Origin of the sequence: Psychrobacter sp. ENNN9_III, from assembly GCF_001462175.1 — a bacterium.
Taxonomy (GTDB): Bacteria; Pseudomonadota; Gammaproteobacteria; order Pseudomonadales; family Moraxellaceae; genus Psychrobacter.
The window spans coordinates 1-18,370 of the sequence record NZ_LNUO01000089.1; the positions used below are offsets into that span (position 1 = coordinate 1).

14 protein-coding genes are annotated in these 18,370 nt (G+C 45.6%); 5 read left to right on the forward strand and 9 right to left on the reverse strand.

Going from position 1 to position 18,370, the window contains the following annotated elements; all coding sequences use genetic code 11:
- Positions 1–98 precede the first annotated feature (98 nt).
- Positions 99–2,330, reverse strand: a complete 2,232-nt coding sequence (locus PENNN9_RS05645) for a TonB-dependent receptor family protein (RefSeq protein WP_058368741.1) — start codon at positions 2,328–2,330, stop codon at positions 99–101.
- Between the two features lie 268 nt (positions 2,331–2,598).
- Here PENNN9_RS05645 and PENNN9_RS05650 point away from each other — a divergent pair, with 268 nt between their 5' ends.
- From PENNN9_RS05650 to PENNN9_RS05660, 3 genes are read left to right on the forward strand one after another with little or no spacing between them, the layout of a single operon-like run.
- Complete coding sequence (locus PENNN9_RS05650) at positions 2,599–4,686, forward strand: TonB-dependent receptor (protein ID WP_058368742.1); 2,088 nt, start codon at positions 2,599–2,601, stop codon at positions 4,684–4,686.
- A gap of 37 nt (positions 4,687–4,723) precedes the next feature.
- On the forward strand, positions 4,724–5,812 hold the full coding sequence (locus PENNN9_RS05655; protein ID WP_058368743.1) for an ABC transporter substrate-binding protein: 1,089 nt from the start codon (positions 4,724–4,726) through the stop codon (positions 5,810–5,812).
- A 39-nt stretch (positions 5,813–5,851) separates the two neighbouring features.
- Complete coding sequence (locus PENNN9_RS05660; protein WP_058368744.1) at positions 5,852–6,928, forward strand: FecCD family ABC transporter permease; 1,077 nt, start codon at positions 5,852–5,854, stop codon at positions 6,926–6,928.
- Here PENNN9_RS05660 and PENNN9_RS13315 read toward each other — a convergent pair.
- Positions 6,925–7,056, reverse strand: a complete 132-nt coding sequence (locus PENNN9_RS13315) for a hypothetical protein (protein ID WP_264752910.1) — start codon at positions 7,054–7,056, stop codon at positions 6,925–6,927. The genes PENNN9_RS05660 and PENNN9_RS13315 overlap by 4 nt on opposite strands.
- A gap of 4 nt (positions 7,057–7,060) precedes the next feature.
- On the opposite strand from PENNN9_RS13315, the gene PENNN9_RS05665 reads away from it, so the two are divergent.
- Both PENNN9_RS05665 and fecE read left to right on the forward strand, forming a co-directional pair.
- Positions 7,061–8,005 (forward strand): FecCD family ABC transporter permease, encoded by a 945-nt coding sequence (locus tag PENNN9_RS05665; RefSeq protein WP_264752909.1) that lies wholly within the window; start codon positions 7,061–7,063, stop codon positions 8,003–8,005.
- On the forward strand, positions 8,005–8,772 hold the full coding sequence (gene fecE, locus PENNN9_RS05670) for a Fe(3+) dicitrate ABC transporter ATP-binding protein FecE (RefSeq protein WP_058368746.1): 768 nt from the start codon (positions 8,005–8,007) through the stop codon (positions 8,770–8,772). Before PENNN9_RS05665 ends, fecE begins: the two co-directional genes overlap by 1 nt.
- A gap of 69 nt (positions 8,773–8,841) precedes the next feature.
- On the opposite strand, the gene PENNN9_RS13320 is transcribed toward fecE, so the two are convergent.
- From PENNN9_RS13320 to PENNN9_RS05700, 7 genes are all read right to left on the reverse strand, one after another.
- Positions 8,842–9,279: an enoyl-CoA hydratase/isomerase family protein gene (locus PENNN9_RS13320; RefSeq protein WP_082638008.1), complete on the reverse strand. Its 438-nt coding sequence runs from the start codon at positions 9,277–9,279 to the stop codon at positions 8,842–8,844.
- A 19-nt stretch (positions 9,280–9,298) separates the two neighbouring features.
- Positions 9,299–9,925 carry an enoyl-CoA hydratase/isomerase family protein gene (locus PENNN9_RS13325; protein WP_058368747.1) on the reverse strand — a complete coding sequence of 209 codons (627 nt, stop codon included), beginning with the start codon at positions 9,923–9,925 and terminating at the stop codon, positions 9,299–9,301.
- 152 nt (positions 9,926–10,077) lie between these two features.
- On the reverse strand, positions 10,078–10,869 hold the full coding sequence (locus tag PENNN9_RS05680; RefSeq protein ID WP_058368748.1) for an enoyl-CoA hydratase-related protein: 792 nt from the start codon (positions 10,867–10,869) through the stop codon (positions 10,078–10,080).
- A 203-nt stretch (positions 10,870–11,072) separates the two neighbouring features.
- A complete protein-coding gene (locus PENNN9_RS05685) occupies positions 11,073–12,725 on the reverse strand; it encodes a BCCT family transporter (protein ID WP_058368749.1) in 1,653 nt (550 codons plus the stop codon).
- Positions 12,726–12,810: 85 nt separating this feature from the next.
- A complete protein-coding gene (locus tag PENNN9_RS05690) occupies positions 12,811–15,318 on the reverse strand; it encodes a CoA transferase (protein WP_058368750.1) in 2,508 nt (835 codons plus the stop codon).
- A 175-nt stretch (positions 15,319–15,493) separates the two neighbouring features.
- On the reverse strand, positions 15,494–17,020 hold the full coding sequence (locus PENNN9_RS05695; protein ID WP_058368751.1) for a CoA-acylating methylmalonate-semialdehyde dehydrogenase: 1,527 nt from the start codon (positions 17,018–17,020) through the stop codon (positions 15,494–15,496).
- Between the two features lie 64 nt (positions 17,021–17,084).
- Positions 17,085–18,266, reverse strand: a complete 1,182-nt coding sequence (locus PENNN9_RS05700) for an iron-containing alcohol dehydrogenase (protein WP_058368752.1) — start codon at positions 18,264–18,266, stop codon at positions 17,085–17,087.
- Positions 18,267–18,370 lie beyond the last annotated feature (104 nt).

An 18,370-nucleotide genomic window follows, 5' to 3' on the forward strand; every position in this document is an offset into this window, starting at 1 on the left:
TTTTTTTAAAAAAGTAAAATTTGGAAGACGGAGAGCAAATCCATTTCAGATTTACTTTTATCGTTGCAAGGTATTTAAGAATTAGGATTTACTAACCATTAAAACTGATAGTTGAGCCCAAGCTTGTACGAGCGTCCGGGTGCAGGATAGCGACCGACAGGACTGGTATCAATACCGCGGAAATAATACTGCTCATCAAATAAATTGTTGATACCGAATCGAACAGACAGCTTTTCATTCTTGGTGTCTTGCAATGTTTTTTGTAGGCTCAAGTTCCAAACTTGATAAGCAGGTGTCTCGCCAATGCCTCCGTCTTTGCTTTCTACTACCGTGTTGGCATTATCAGCATAAGCTTTGTCATAGTAAACACCAGATAAAGTAGCATTGTAATCTTGATGCTTATAACTGGCATGCCAGCCCAACTGGTGTGGCGAGCTATAGGGCAGCTGATTGCCTTTATTTGCGCCTTCTTGTAGCGTGGCATCGAGATAGTTGTAGCTCAGACCGACACTGAGATTGTCGTATTTTTTCGGGGTGTAGGTGATAGCCGTCTCTATCCCTTGGTGCAGCGTTTCTCCTACATTATCAAAGCTTTGCTCCAAACTATTCCATTGCAGCTGGTCCTTAAAGTCTATGCGATACAGTCCCAAGTTGGCTTGCAGATTATCGGTGGTATAGCGCGTGCCGACTTCATAGTTCCATGCAAGCTCACTGCCTTCTTCTCCATTGCCGCGAATATTGGCAATTTGCGGTGTTCTGAGCGACTTTTGCGCATTGGCGTAGACCAGCCAAAGCTTGTCATCAGACTTGGTGAGCGCATATGAGGTGGTCAGCCCAGGTAGCCATTCTGTGATGGTATTGTCCGTTTGTGTGTTATTGCCAGCGTCATTAAACGTCATTTTGGCATTCTCGTAACGAATACCAGGGGTGACTTTTAGACGCTCATCCAGAAAGCTCATCTCATCACTTAGATACGCCGCCCATGCATCGGTCTGTAGGTTCCAGTCGCGCGGCGTGCTTGTCGTGCCATCCGCCAGCTTGGTTTGGGTGAGTTTATAATCGATGTCTTCATTGACGTAGCGCACGCCACTGATGAGGTGGTGCTTGATATTGTCATCGTCGCCAAGTTTTATAGAAAACTTTGGCTCCACGCCATATACGTCAAACTCACGCGGGGAGGTGCGTAGGCTGTCTGAGGCAACCGCTGGATCTGCCCAGTGCACGCCGCCATTGTTAAATTGTGAGTTAAATCCCCATTCAAAGTTACGCGTGGCATGATGGCCAAAGGTAGTGAGGTCTAACACTGCTTCGTCACCGATATTTAAGTAGTTTTTGTACTTAGCATGCCAGCGTGTTGATTTGCCTTGATAGGCTTCAAAAGGTCGCTGGCTTTGCTCGATATCTTGCTCGTAGGCGGCGGGCGAGAGTGCGCCTGGCATCTCTGTATCGGCATCATAATATTGCAAAAACCCTTCAAGCTCTTGGTTTTCGTCGATATACCAAAGCGCTTTGGCCTGCAAGTTGGTGACTTCGGTGTCTGAGTGGTCTCTAAAGCTGTCACCTTTGATACCATTGGCCTCTAACTGTATGCCAAAGTCATCATCTAACCAGCGGCTATGGCGGGCATATAAGCTGGTCAATGGCTTGCCGTTTTGTTCAAAGACGGTCAAATCAGTACCAATCTCAGTTTGTGTCTCATTGGCAATCGGTTTGGTGACAAGGTTAATCACGCCGCCGACATTGTTTGGACCGTATTGGGTCGCCGCGCCGCCGCGTACCACATCGATACGCTCAATATTGTCGAGGGTCGCTGGAAAGATAGACTGACCCGTATGACCATAAGGTGCCAAGGTCAACGGAATGCCATCCATCAAAAACTGCGCCTGCCCACTGCGACTGGCATGCAGACCACGGATAGAGATGTTAGGTAGCACGCCTGTGCCTGTTTCGTCATCAATCTTAGCACCTGGGATAAACTGCAATGCACCGTCAATGGAGTTGCTCACGGTTTTTTTAATAAAATCGTTATCGATTACTGTGCGATTGCCAGCAAAGGCTTTTACCTGATTGGCACTAGAGTCACCAAGCGTTTCTGCTGTGACGATGATGGGCGCTGCGGTAAAAGAAGGGGTCGCAGTTTTTGTTTTGTGATTAATAGTGCTGGCTGTAGGGGAGGCATCCAAATCTGAATTTAAGTCCGAATTTACGTCTGAGTCTGTGGGCGACTCAATACTCGCCTCCTTGTCAGCAGGCGTCATCTGGGCATAACTTTGCTGATAAATACAAAGCATCGCCAAACAAAGTGCCGAACGTTTAAAAAAAATAACCATATTTATTCCAAGTAGTTAGCGTGTATTTGCAGGGATTAAGAATGAACAGTGTTGCTAAAGCGTTGCAATTATAAACAGTAATAGTTATCATTTGCAAAATTATTATCATTTAAAAGTAGGGATAGTGCAGACATAGGCAGCCACTTTTGTTTTAAATATTCCAGCATAAGATGATCAATAGGCAGTCGTTACTTTAAGAATCAGCACCTTAAACGCTGATCTTTATGAATTGGTTTTCTCACTCCTCACACACTCTATGGATCCAAATATGTCTCCTCATCAACATAAACGCCTAGTGACGGCGGTTCGCACTCAATTATTATTAACCATGATGACGACTGGTCTAACCATGGCGGTGAGTCAACAGGTTGCTGCCCAAGAGACGCCTATCCAGTCATCAACAACAGAGCCATCCGTAACGCTAGCGCCCATCATGGTCACGGCCAAAAAATATGAAGGTTATGCTGCTTATAATCCAACATCAGGCACCAAAACCAATACCGAATGGCTGGATGTGCCGCAGTCGGTATCGGTGGTCACAAAGACCGAGCTGGAGGATAGGGGCGCGGTACGGGTTTTGGACGCGGTCAAAGGCGTTGCTGGTCTCAATAACACGCTGGGTGAGGGCAGCCGAGATGAGTTTGTGCTGCGCGGGTTTAATGGCTTAAACGATGTGTATAGCGATGGCATGCGTGATGATGGCAAACTGCAGTCCTATCGCAGCCTCGCCAATGTCGAGCGCGTCGAGGTGGTCAAAGGCCCAGCAGGCGCTTTATATGGTCGCGGCAGTGCTGGTGGTATCATCAATCTTGTTAGCAAAAAAGCAGAAGGCGATGAGTTTAATAAGGTGCAAGCGCAAGTAGGTAGCGATGGCTTGGCCGTGGCGCGCATCGATAGCTCCCATAAGCTCTCAGATACTCTCAACGCGCGACTCAATGCTGAGTATCGCCGTAGTGATTCTTTTGTCGATCATGTGGATTCAAACGATGTGTTTATTGCGCCGACAGTTCGCTGGCAGCCAGATGATCAGCAAACGCTAGATTTCTCTTTTGATTTTACGCGTCAGCATCTTGTGCCTTATCGCGGCGTACCCGCCAAAGATGGCAAGCCTGTTGATGTGCCTATCCATACTTTTTATGGCGGTACCAACGATTATCAAGATTCAGATACTTGGCATGCGACGGTCAATCATGAGTTTGCGATCAACGATGAGATGACATGGACCAATCGCGCCTCATACAGCCATATTACTTTAGAACAAAAAGGCACCCGTCAGTCGCCAGCGGAGGTGACTGACAACCAAGTTGGCCGAACCGTTAATAACTTTGGTTATGACCCACGCACCAGCAAGACGGTGCAATCTGAGCTGGCTTGGAATACCGGCAACCATGAATTGCTCTTTGGTACCGATTATAATGATATCGACATTGACTTGACCCTTGCTACTGATAAAAATGTACCGCCCATATCTGCCGCCAATCCAAGCGCTGATGCGACACCCAACCCAGGGTTTCCTAAATTTCGTAAAAACAGCACCCAAAGTGTCGGTGTCTTTGCCCAAGATGTCTATCATATCGGCGACTGGTCGCTGGTCGGCAACGTCCGCTATGACAATATCCAGCTGGATCAAAACTTTCAAGGTCAAGACAGCGAGCTAAACGACGATAAGTTCAGCTACCGCGCAGGTATCGTCTATAACTTTACCGATGCCACCTCCGCTTATGCGACTACCGCGCGCTCGTGGCAGCTGCCTTATTCAGGTATTTATATCAATCCAAAGCTTGCCGCGCTGTATCAGACCGATCTCAAAGAGATAGGTGTTAAGACGTATCTCTACAATGACGATATCATGCTCAACGCTGCCGTCTATCAGATTGATAAAGAAGACCCAAAAACCAATGAAAACCGAGAAGTCATTGATAAAGATGAGTTTCGCCATCAAGGCCTAGAGCTTGAAGCGCGCGGCAAGATTCGGGACAACTGGGATGTGTCAGCAGGTTATAGCTATTTGGATGCGAAAGACAAAAAGACTGGCCTTGTGCCAAATGATGTCCCAGAGCAGACTTTTTCATTGTGGACCGCCTATCAGCCCGATGACCAATGGCGCATTGGTGGCGGCGTCAATTACATCAGTGATCGCTATGCAGGGGATGCAGAGGCAGTAGAGCTTGATGGCTATACGACTGTAGATTTGATGACTGCTTATAGTATGGGCAAACATAACTGGCAGCTGAACCTGAATAATGCATTGGATAAAAAGTATGCATTTGGGGCGACCAATGGCAGCTCAGGCAAAAACCAAATCGGCTTTGGCGCACCCAGAACGTGGCTGTTAACGTATAACTATGAGTTTTAACGCCCAACCCATTTTATGATAGTAAGACAGGTTATTTATGAATCAACGCCCAAATCTCACGCTTATTTTGCCTTTATTGGTCATCGTATTGATTGTCGTTGGCGGTATTGTTTTTATTAACACTCAAAAAAACAATGTGACAGCCACGCCATCATTGAGTGCTGATAATGACACATCGGTAGCAGCCACTCAGTCAAACGGCAGTAGCAGTAGCGATAATCATGCTGTACAGCTGCTAACCGACAAAGAGATCAAAGCGCGTTTGCCCAATCTGAGCGACTATCCGCAGAATCCAAAGCGTATCGTGGTTTTGGAATACTCATTTTTAGGGGATGCGTTAGCCTTAGGTCTGACGCCAGTTGGTATCGCTGATGATAATAAGCCTGACAGCATTATTCCTGAGTTTACTCAGCAGCTATCTGATTATACCTCAGTCGGTTCACGCTATCAGCCAAGCCTTGAAGCCATTGCTGATTTACAGCCTGATCTGATCATTGCCGATGACGAGCGTCATACCGTCATCGCCGATGAGCTAAATCATATTACGCCATCGGTCGTACTAAAGAGCCGCGGTGAGAGTTATGCAGAAAATATCCAGACGGCGCAATTGGTCGGGCATATCGTCCACCAAGATAAAAAAATGGCGCGCATCATCGATAGTCATCTAAAAAAGATGGCAGATCTACAGTCGCAGTTGGCAGCCACTCCGCTTGCTAACCACAGCGTTCAGTTTGCCATTATCAGTGATAAGGGCATGTGGCTGCATGGTCCAAGCTCGTATGCTGGCAGCTTGCTTGATTATCTAAATATCAAAAGCCCCATTCCTGAGCAAACGGATGAGGCGTATATCGCAACCAGTCTTGAGCAATTAATAGCGGCCAATCCAGATTGGTTATTGATTGGGCGTTATAACGAGCGCACCATTTATGATGAGTGGAAATCCTCACCGCTCTTTAATCAGCTAACGGCGGTCAAAAACGATCAAGTCATCGAAGTCGACCCAAACTATTGGGCGCTCAATCGCAGTATGCAGTCTGCTGAGTACATGGCAGCTAAGCTGCTTGAGATTGCTCAAAAAAGTAAGACAAAAGGTTCAAGTGCGTCTTTAAATGAGTCAAATGAATGAGACATGATACTGTCGTCTGCTTAAATCTAGGTGGGTTCTGTGGCTAAAGCAAAGCTTATCCACTCATCTTCTGCCTCGCTAAAACCGCAGACTAAAAAGCGTCCGATAACACGGGTGCTATTGTGGTGCGGATTGTTCATTATTTTGCTAATAGGCTGTTGGCAAGGGTTAACGGCGTATTCAAAATTCTCCCTGTCGATTTTGGATGCCTTCTTTTTATTGGCTCAGTCGAATGCTAAAGCCTCATTAGCCGCGCAATTATTAATAGAGATACGTCTGCCACGCGTGCTTGTGGCGATGATAGTCGGTGCCAATTTGGCGGTAGCTGGGCTGCTGATGCAGGTGATGACCCGTAACTCGCTGGCCTCTCCTGCGGTATTGGGTATCAATGCTGGGGCGGCCTGCGTGGTTGCTCTATCCTCCATTGGTTTAGGGTTTGCCTTTTTAACCTCGACCTTTTTACAAGCGCTGGTCGGATCAGTGTTTTCTTGTGCCCTTGTTGCAGGACTGGCAGGATATTTCTCCGGTCGTCCGGTGCATCCTGTGCGTCTGGTTTTATCAGGCGTTGCTATCAATGCGCTGCTGGTCGGTATGACGCGAGCGGCGCTGATCACCACCGATGAGCAGGCGTATGGGGTACTTTATTGGCTAGCTGGCTCTATTGCCAATACGCGCTGGGAGTCTATTCCAATGCTCGCGGTGATATCACTGCTGGCCTTGGGTTATGGCTGGTGGCTGTCGCCTAAGCTAAATGTCTTGGTGCTGGGCGATGAGGTGGCAAGTAGCCTTGGGGTAAACTTGCGAGCATTGCAGTGGTCGTGCGGGGCATTGATTACCATACTCACGGCGATCAGTGTGGCAGTCGCAGGCCCCATTGCCTTTGTGGGTTTGATTATCCCGCATGTTGCCAAGCGTCTGTTGAAACAAGTGTCCAATATGGCTTATGAGCAGCTTTTGCCCTTATGTATGCTACTTGGCAGTATCTTGATGGTATGGGCAGATGTCCTATCAAGGGCTATCGCTTATCCAGCAGAGACGCCAGTGGGGCTGTTAACCGCGCTGATTGGTACGCCAGTTTTTATTGCGCTGGCATGCAGGCGACGGCTTGATAGCTAAATTTTATCCAGCAATCCTTTATCAAGCAATAAAAGTAAGCAATAGATGACCATAAAAACCAACGCCTCTGCACCGCTCTTACACTCATTATTTGCTCGTAAATCGGCAAGTAGGGCGGTGGTGCTCATTATAGTGCTGCTATTGATACTAAGCATGAGCAGTATTTTTTTTGGCGCCAGTGAATTGACGTACGGACAAGTTTGGCAGCATTTACAGCAAGGCTTTAGTGGCGACAAAGATTTTATTGTCTGGCAGCATCGTCTGCCGCGCACGCTACTAGCAATACTGGTGGGCGCAAGCCTTGGCCTATCAGGCTCATTGGTGCAAGGGGTCATCCGTAACCCGCTGGCATCCCCTGACTTGATGGGCATCAGCGCAGGCGCGGGGTTTTGCGCGACGCTTTTACTGGTGATGATTCCTACGGCCCCTACTTGGTGGCTGTCTGTCGCAGCGCTACTCGGCGGATTATTAGCCTTTTGCATTATCATGCTATTGGCACAGATATCACAGCCTACGCCTGCGCGCTTGGCACTGATAGGTGTCGCCATTAGTGCGTTTTTAGCCAGTGGGATTAACTTTTTATTGGTGATTTATCCTGTTGAGATTAATACTGCAATGATTTGGTTAACCGGTAGCTTGTGGGGTCGCAGCTGGCAACATATTCCGATGCTAACGATGATATTTGCCGTATTGATGGTCATCAGTATGTATCTGGCATGGCGTTTGGATGTGTTGGGACTTGGTGAGGAGACAGCCTATCATTTGGGTGTGTCCGTCAAACCACTAGAATTTACCACATTGCTCATCGCGGTAGTGATTGCAAGCCTAGCGGTCTCGGTGGCAGGGACGGTCAGTTTTATCGGATTGCTTGCGCCGCATATCGCACGATTGCTCTTTGGGCATCAGCACCGTATCTTATTGCCAGCGTCCGCGCTGATAGGCGCCATTATATTGGTTTTAGCCGATGTATTGGCACGCAGTTTATTTGCGCCAATTGAGCTACCAGCTGGCGTCTTGACCTCAGTGATCGGTGCGCCTTATTTTATCTTTTTGCTATCGCGCTATAAGGGGTGGTGATGCTATCGGTGAATGAACTCCAGCTTGGCTACCATGATGGTCAACGTATTATTAAAGACTTGTCACTTGAGCTGCCAGAAAATAAAGTCATTGGGCTGATTGGTCCAAATGGCTGCGGAAAATCGACGCTATTAAAAGGCTTGTGCCGCTTGATTCAACCGCAGTCGGGCAGTATTTGTCTTAGACAACAAAACATGGCGCAATTAAACAATCGGCAGATTGCCCGCCAGATATCGGTATTGCCGCAAGTGCAGACCAATCCTGAAGGCCTGAGTGTCAGACAGTTGGTGGAATACGGCAGGACGCCATACGTCTCACATTGGGGCAAGCTGAGTGCGGCGGATAGTCAGATAGTAGATAGTGCCATGCATGAGATGGCGATTGATTCTTTGGCTGATACGCCGCTTGACGCCTTATCAGGCGGTCAACAGCAGCGCGCATGGATTGCGATGATTTTGGCGCAGGATACTGACATTATCATGCTTGATGAGCCTACTACTTATCTAGATATCTCCTATCAAATAGAGCTGATGCGGCTCATTCGAGCACTAAAAGAAAAGGGAAAAAGCATCATCGTTGTGCTGCATGACCTTAACCAAGCAGCGAGATATTGTGATCTATTGGTGGTGTTAAAATCGGGGGAGTTGCAAATGATGGGCACGCCTTGCGAGGTGATGACAGAGGCGATGCTGGCTGAGATATTTGACGTACAAGCCAAAGTGATTACCGATCCTGTTGCAGGCTCGCCGATGTGTGTGTATGTGTAGATATCTACGATAAACAATGCGAATCAGTTAGTAATATAAAGCTTTATTACTAACTTTTAGTTTTCAAGTCTAATTATCAAACTTAAAAAAATACTGCTCAATATCGGAATCAGTTAAAGCTTCCAATTTGCTAGGAACCCACTTCGGAGAACCATCTTTATCAACTAAAACGGCACGAACACCCTCATAAAAGTCATCTGTATCCATGAAATGAATGGCCATGTCTTTTTCCATCTCTAGGCATTCATTGAGCGATTTGTTTTTTCCATTGATGAGCTGCTGTAACGTCACTTTTAATGAGGTAGGCGACTTTGAAAGAATGTTATTTAATTCTTGTGTGGCCCAATCATCACCATTAATTGACTTACTGCGTAAAGACGCTACTATTTCTTCTATCGTATCGTGTTGGAAATGATGGTTTATGTCTTCTTTATGTACCTTTAGTTCTGAAACATCTAATGAACTTGTACCGGTTGCGGTAAGTAATTCACTTAGATCTTTAAGAATTGATGCAGCTGACCAATCCTTAGTTAGTAATTAGTAATTTTTTTTGTATAGTTTCCCACTCACTGCTTTTTATATAGTAATCGGCTGTACCAATATAAATAGCATCATTTGCTTTTATAACCTTTGCGGTCAATGCAAGGTAACGACCTACATATCCCGGTAGTTGATTGAGAAAAAAGCTTGCGCCAACATCTGGGAAAAACCCAATGTTCATTTCAGGCATCGCCCATTTTGTTTTTTCTGTTACGATTCGGTGAGATGCTCCGACGGAAAGTCCGACTCCACCTCCCATAACAATACCATTCATATAGGCTAAAATAGGTTTTGAATAGTTATGTATAAGTGCATCTAGACGGTATTCTGTTGAAAAGAAGTCTTCTGCATAAGCGACGACATCTTCCGATTCCAAATAAGCGACGACATCTTCCGATTCCAAATCATAGAATTTGCGCATGTCGCCTCCTGCACAAAATCCTTTTTGTCCTTCACCATACAAGCAAACAAACACTACGTTAGAGTCTTTTTCCCATTTTTCTAAAGCGTTGGTTAAGAGTTCAACTACTTCAGTATTAATAGCGTTCAAGACTTCAGGTCGATTTATTTTTAGCCAGCCAATACCGTTTTTTATTTCTGACGTGACCACCATTTGTATCACCTTACCAGTTGTTTTATTGAAGCTATATAAGAATTAATATTTTCTCGTGTCATTATTAAAAAAGCATGATTACAGTTATATATTAAAATCCGTATAACGATAACCATACTTTAGATTGAATTTACCGACTACTTTAAAAATATTTAATCTTTAAAGTCGGGTTTACGCTTTTCCATAAAGGCGTTGACGCCTTCAACCATATTCTCTGTCTCAAATAGCTGTGCCCATTGCTCCGCTTCTATCTCCAAACCTTTTTCTAAAGTAGTTGCCATGCCTTCATTGACGGCTATAAGCGTGGCTTTGACAGATTCTGCGCTCTTATTGATAGCAATGGATTCAGCCAGTTTTTTGGTCTCATTCATTAATTCAGCAAGAGGTACTGATTTATTAACCAAACCAATTTTTTCAGCCTCTTGACCACCGATAAATTGACCTGTAAGAATCAGCTCTAATGCTTTGGCTTTATTGGTGATACGAGCTAGTCTTTGAGTCCCACCAAATCCAGGTATCAATCCTAGATTTAGCTCTGGCTGACCTAACTTTGCTTCATCAGCTGCAATTCGTAAATGACAGCTCATAGCAAGCTCTAATCCGCCACCCAGACAAGCACCGTTGATGGCCGCGATAACAGGTTTGGTACATGACTCGATGGTGTTCATAACGGCTTGAGCATCTTGTGACAGTTTTTTGCCTTTTTGAGTATCGTTAAATGCTTCGGTAAACTCTTTAATATCTGCACCAGCGACGAACATTTTCCCTTTACCGGTTATCACGATTACTTCAATGCCTTGATTTGCTTGCGCCTGTTTGAAACACTCAGACAGTCCATTTATTGTGGTCGTACTTAATGTATTGGCAGGTGGATTATTGATAGAGATATAGCCCACTTGGTTTTCTATACTGAAATCGATACTTTCAAAAGTTTGATTTTGCATTGTTTCTTTTACTCCGTTTAAGTTATTTACCAGCGTATGAGATATCCTCGCAGGTCTTTTCAATGGTTGCGTACCCAGTTGACTCAGGTAGAAGCAACAATTTCCAGCCTGTAAAAACAGACTAAAAAAATGATTAGTGTTTAGAAACCCTAAGCAGGTGTTCTATGATTAGTTTAGCGTTGCACTTAGTATGTTCATCTAATTTATGTTTCGTCGACCCAATTTATATTACTTGCTTTAGCAGTGTTGGTATCATAGAGAATGGCTTTAACCAGAGACACTCCCATTAATACCATTACAAAACTAAAGGGTAAGGCACCAATCACCATAGCTGTCTTGATTGCCCCCAATCCTCCGCTCGTCAGTAGCACGCCAACCACCAAGGCCAATATCACACCCCAAAAGATGATGTGCGGACGACCTTTCGGACCTTCGTTACCACCCGAATTAATCGTATTGATAACGAGAATGGCCGAGTCTAAAGTGGTGACTAGATAGGTCAGTAGTAAGACCAAAACCAAGATGGCCATTGTCCATGCGAAACCTGAGGACAACATCACATCCAACATTGCCAATAGTTGAGCTTCTTGACCCACTCCTGAAATAGCATCACCAGCGATACCATTAAGCGTTAAATCAATCGCGGTACCACCTACCACTGAGAACCAGATAAAACACATCAGCGCAGGTAGGACTACGGTACCAAATAGATAAGATCGAATACTACGACCCCGTGAGATACGCGCAAAGAACACGCCAACAAAGGGACCAAAAGCAATCCACCATGCCCAATAAAACACCGACCAATCTTTTTGCCATGTAGCAAGCGTATCACCGACTGGTGTGCCATCTGGCTGCCACACAGTCACTAATAGCTCAGGAAGTGCGGTGACATAATCAAACAAGCCGACGAAAAAAGACTGCAAGCCAAAGAATGTTGAACCAAATATTAAGAAAAATGCGAAAAGTATAAGGCTCAAACCCATGTTTATATTGGATAGCCATTTAATACCTTTGCCAACCCCAGAGAGTGCAGACATTGTGGCTACCCCAACGATCACGACCAGTGCCACAACAATCGCGGCAGTCGACGACTGGCCATTGGCATTCAATAACCAATCGCCCATGCCAACACGGTGCATACTAGACACAAACTGCTCAACCCCGAATCCTAACGTCTGTGCGACGCCTAAAATAGTGGCAATAACGGCGATAATATCGATCATGTTGCCAAGCTTGCCGGATAACCTTTGGCCAAACAATGGTGCCAGTCCCGATCGAATGGTCAGAGGTAACTTACGCCTGAACGAAAAATACGCCATCGACAATCCAACTAAGGAATAGCAAATCCATGCGCTAAACCCCCAGTGTAGAAAGGCCCATTTATAAGCATATCGTACATTGTCGGCGGCATAGCCAGTGGCCATACCTTGAATGACTTCAGGGCTATTGGCAAAGTGATACATGGGCTCTGCAGTCGCAAAGGTCAGCATACCAACACCAATACCGGCTCCAAAGATCATAGAGAACCATGAAAAATTGGAGAACTCAGGCTTGTCTGTTTTGTCCCCTAAAATCAACGAGCCATAGCGGGGAATAACGGCCAAAACCAACGCCAAAATTAAGAAGAAAGCAACGGATAAGATATACCACGTCGAGAAGTGATTGAGTAAGAAGCCATTGATCGAACCCAATATCACCATAGAGTTTTCAGGAAATATGACGGCCCACACAATGAGCAGCCCCAATAAAATTTTTGCGGTAATGGTGACGTCTTTATTAAACCCTTCATAAAAGCCTTTGGTGGCGACTTTGATGGGCAATCTGGTTAAAGGTTGCTTGCTTTTATGTTCCATATCTAATCCTTTAGATAGTCTTTCACTCGTTTAGATATACATCAAGTGTCACAATCCTTTATTGACCTGCTGCATATCATTTGGGTTAACTCGGTAAAAACTCACTGCTCCAGCTATCACTCAGATCCCCATGAGCAATACTGGCCTCAATCTCTATCTCGCTATAACCAAGCTCCAGCATAATTTGACGCGTGGATTGCCCAAACTTTTCAGGACGAGGTAGTGCATATACAATGCTATGCGAGGGACGAATAGCATAAGGGTCAAGCTGTGTCACTTTATGACCACTTGGATGGTTCTCATAAATCGAAAAAGAATAACTACCATGATCAGTGCCTGGTGTATTATCTGCTAGGCGACTATATTCAGCACGTAAAGCATTGATATCTGCACAGATGACCGCAGCAATATCAGCCGTTTGTAAGCGTTCAACCCAATCGTGAGCAGGTGCTTTTTGAAAAGCATTAGATAAGAATGTCGCACGCTCATGTCTTTCTAACTCGCTAAAACCTTCTAAGCCCTCAACGTTTTCAAAGTTCTTTACATCCATCTCATAAGCGTTTAGCAACAAGTAGTTCCCTGAGGAGGTATAGTAAAAGCGTGTCAACTCATCATGACCATTGGTTTCGCGGCCTGACGGCTCATTGAACAGACCTCGTTTTTCGAAGTCATAACAATATGGAATTTGTAGTAAGGCACTATTCGCGACTAATGAAGTACAACCGCGTCCGATACGACCTGTACGATATTTTTGATATAGCGCGACGCCAATACTCATAGCGCCGCCAAAGCCACACATCACATCAATAGTACCAACATGTGCATGCTCCTCTGGCGTATCCATCGCTCCGCCGCAGCGCAACATAATGCCAGTAGATGCCTGGACCACATCGTCGTAGCCTATAAAGTCACTACACGGACCCTTACGGACGCCACTAAAGCAATCAAGCTTGCAAAATATGGCCTCAGGGTTTAAGGCTTTTAAGCTTTCAGCATCTAAGCCCATTTTTTTGATTTGGGTGTCCGTCGCATTCCAAACGATGACGTCAACGGATTGAACTAACTTCTCAAATACTTCTCGTCCTTTTCCGTGACGAATATCAGCGAGTATGGAGCGTTTACCTGTCATTTGAGACATACCGTAAATAACAGTGTTCCAACTATCATAAAATGGAGAGGCAGGATCAAGCTTAATGATTTCTGCTCCAAAACGCGCCAAATAAGCTGCCGAATGGGGACCGGCAATTACGTTACAAAGATCAAGTACCTTAACGCCATCTAGCCAACCAATTTTTTCATTAAGATTATTGACTGAGGGCAACTTGGTTTTGATAGCCTTCAGTTCTTTTAACGCGGTATCAAAGTCAGTAGGCTCTGGGGGTTTGGGTTGTAGCATCAGCTCACCACATTCTTCTAGCCAAACAATGGGACCTGGCTGAATCATTTTGCCGTAAGTTGGATCTTCAACTTCAATCATGAGTCCTGCGGTTTCAGCATGATCATCACGGATCCATTCTTGTAGCCAACGCTGCGGCGCTCCAGGTATACCGCGTTTTCCAAATATCTTTTGCCACTCTTTTGAGGTACGCTGTAAAAAAGCCGCTTTCATTTTTTCAGCAATACGATCGGCCCAATGCTTTGGCATAGGATAAACCCCAAGCGATGTATCAGAGCTCCACTGACTAGACGGCAAATAGGTATCTTCTTCTTCGGTCAATCCTTCCTCAACCAATTCATCGTATAACCCTAAGACTTGCAAACAACGCTTAGCATGATCCTTATGACTAGGGCATACCACATAGAACATACGCCCATCTTTACACATATAACTGCGGTAAAAAGGGTCTAGCAATTCTTGCAGTGCTTCGTAGTCCATATTCATTGGAATACCTTCAACGCGGCGGCGTTGAATCTCAACCTCGCGCTGGGTCAAGTACCGTTCAGGTAAATCTTCAATCTCGATGGAGTTGTAGCAAAGCCCTTCCATGACAGCGGCCGCAAGCGGCACTTCAATCGCATCACCAATGCCCGTGTTTTCACGTGCTTGTAGCGCAAAGACGACCGAAGAACCTGCCAGCATTGCGCCATACGCAGAAGGAAGCGGCAAGGGAGAGAACGACGGGTTGATGCCCATAAGTATACGGTTTAAACCCATGTCCGTAAACACGCCTGAGCTCGCTGATACGATGCTTTCATAGGCGCGCAGCTCACGGCGTTGTTCATCGTTGGAGGCAAACCCAGGGATAGACAGCGTAATCAGCTGCGGACGCTCTGCTCGCAGCGCTACCAGATCCAGACCCATCTCTGCCATCTTTCCTGGGCGAAAGCCTTCGATGACGATGTCACTTTCCAAAATCAGTTCTCTGGCTTGTGTCAGTCCTTCCTCAGTCTTTAGATCAAGATTTAGCATCAATTTATTGCGATTTAGGACAGCGTTGGCAGGACTTTGCCATCGTGGACCTGACGGTGGGTCTATATGGACCACGGTTGCGCCTAAATCGCCAAGCATCATACCAACAGCAGGACCTGCAATATATTGACCAAAATCAATGACTTTGACACCTATGAGTGGTAATTCAAATGTTTCTCGCATAGCTATCTATCCTTAGAATTATGTTGTACGACTATGAAAAATCAGAATTTAATGAGAGGAATGACAAGCCAAATCCACTTGCTTAAAGGTAAATTTCTATTTAGAGAGCATCGATGGTTCAATGCTCTTAATAAGAAGTGCTCTTAATAAACAGTGCTTTTAAAAGGTAATGCGATTAAGTCGGCATAGAAAACTGCTTCTCTTCTCGTAGTGCTGCGCTAGGCCAGCGTTGCGTAATCGTTTTACGTCGAGTGAAGAATCTTACGCCGTCTGGTCCGTACATGGCCAAGTCACCAAATAATGAGCGCTTCCAACCACCAAAGCTTTGTGATGCTACGGGTACTGGTAGTGGGATATTGACACCAACCATGCCGACTTCAATATTATCGATAAAGTGACGAGCTGCTTCACCATCTCTGGTATAGATACAAGTACCATTACCATATTCATGATCATTGATGAGCTGTACTGCCTCGGCCATAGTTTGCACACGCATTACTTGTAAAACTGGGCCAAAAATCTCGGCTTTGTAGCTGTCCATGTCTTTGGTGACGTTGTCAATTTTGTAGCTGTCCATGTCTTTGGTGACGTTGTCAATCAGGGTTGGACCAACAAAGAATCCGTTTTCATAGCCTTCTGGGTTAGCATCAGAGCCGTCTGCGACCAGTGTTGCGCCTTGATCGGCAGCACTGTTGATATGCTCTACGACTTTAGATTTGTGCGCCTCGGTAATAACAGGACCAAAATCATTATTTTTTTCGGAATGAACGCCAAATTTTAGCGCTTTGATGGCAGGCTTTAGTGCTGCAATCATCTTATCGGCCGTTTCATCACCGACTGCTACTGCAACAGACAACGCCATACAACGCTCACCTGATGAGCCAAAAGCTGCACCTAGCAATGAGGTTACTACATTGTCTAAGTCGGCATCTGGCATGACAATCGCATGATTTTTCGCACCGCCTAGCGCTTGGCAGCGTTTGCCTTGTGCCGCTGCGGTCGTATAGAGATATTCAGCGATAGGGGTGGAGCCGACAAAGCTTACGGCCTTGACGTCTGGATGATGCAAAATCGCATCGACGGCTTCTTTGCCACCATTTACCACGTTGATAACGCCTTCTGGAAGCCCTGCTTGTTGCAGTAGCTGTGCAATAAATAATGTCGAGCTTGGATCGCGCTCAGATGGTTTTAGGATAAAGGTGTTACCACAAACGATGGCCATGGGGAACATCCACAGTGGCACCATCGCAGGGAAGTTAAATGGTGTGATACCAGCAACGACGCCTAGCGGATGAAACTCACTCCAAGAGTCTATATCGGTACTCACATTGCGACTATGTTCACCCTTTAATAACTCAGGTGCAGCGCATGCATATTCGACATTTTCAATACCACGTTGCAGCTCGCCCGCCGCATCGTGAACAATTTTGCCGTGCTCTTCACCGATTAAGCGGCAAATCTTATCGGCATTTTGCTCGAGCAATTCTTTGAATTTAAACATGACACGCGCGCGTTTCAATGGTGACGTTTTGCTCCACGCTGGGAAAGCAGCTTTAGCAGCAGCAACTGCTTCACCGATTGTTTTTTTGCCGCCCAAAGCAACCTTCTTACTCACTTCACCAGTTGAGGGGTTGTAAACATCTTGAGTCTGGCTGTCGTTATTGACTAAGCTGCCGTTAATAAAGTGTCCGATCGTTTGCATGGTTTATTTCCTTTAAATATATGTATTACTGATAGATTGAGACTAAATGGAAGTGATTGGTGTTCTATGAGTGATCCGTACTACTGTCATCCCACAGCATGGTATAAAGTTGAGTCATCTCTTCAAGACTGGGTATTCGAGGGTTATTGTTGGGTGAACCTGACGCGAATGCTTGCTCGCACATCGTATCGATGAGGGCATCAAAATCCGCTTTTTGAACTCCAAATTGTGCCAAGGTGGGAACGTGAAGTTCATCGTTTAAGTTTTTTAAGTAATTGACCAAACTGACGTTGGCCTGATCATCTGTTTCGCTGTGATCAGCTATTCCCAAGGCGCGTGCGCAGTCAGCGTAACGGACCGGTGCACTAGAGATACCAAACTCGGTAATCGTTGGTAGTAGCATGGCGTTTGATAAACCATGCGGCACATGAAAAAAAGCACCAATTGGGCGACTCATACCATGCACTAAGGCAACTGACGAATTGCAAAATGCAATACCGGCCAAAGTAGAGCCAAGCATCATCGCTTCACGAGCTGTTTCATCTTTGCCGTTGTGATAAGCAGTTTGGATATTGGGTCCAATCAAGCGTAGAGCCGCGAGTGCCTGTTGGTCGCTATAGGCATTACGTTTTGGGCTGATGTACGCTTCGATAGCATGGGTCATCGCATCGATACCTGTATCCGCGGTAGTACGCGGCGGTACGCTGAGCGTGAGGCTATAATCGATAATGGCCGCGATGGGCATAAATCCCATGCCGACACACAATAATTTTTCGTTGTTATCGTCGTCAGTGATGATAGTAAAGCGTGTGACTTCTGATCCTGTACCTGCCGTCGTCGGTATAGCGACAATGGGTAAGCCTGTTTCGTTAACTTGGCGAGGAAACTTATAATCACGCATGACCCCGCCAAACCTGCCCAAGATTGAGATCGCTTTTGCACTATCAATAGGGCTACCTCCGCCTAAGGCAATAAGCCCATCGTAGTTTTGAGCTTTTACTAATGACACACCTGCCCCGATAGAGCTCTCAGTAGGTTCAGGTACTGTATCTGAAAACACATCAGCATTGATTTGTGCCTCTCTCAACACGGCCTGTATATCATCGACATAGCCAAGCTTGACCATCATGTCGTCAGTAATAATCAGCGGTTTTTTTATACCCAAACTTTCTAATATTAGCGGTAGCTTTTGGCAAGCATCGCGTCCAATCTCCATCGTCCTTGGTAGAAGGATACTGTGCGACATAATTACTCATCCTTGTGTTAGTGACTGCAGTTATAAGCTTAATAAATAGCTTATCTATAGTGCGAGCTACTCATATTATCGAATAATGTCAAAATGTTATTTTC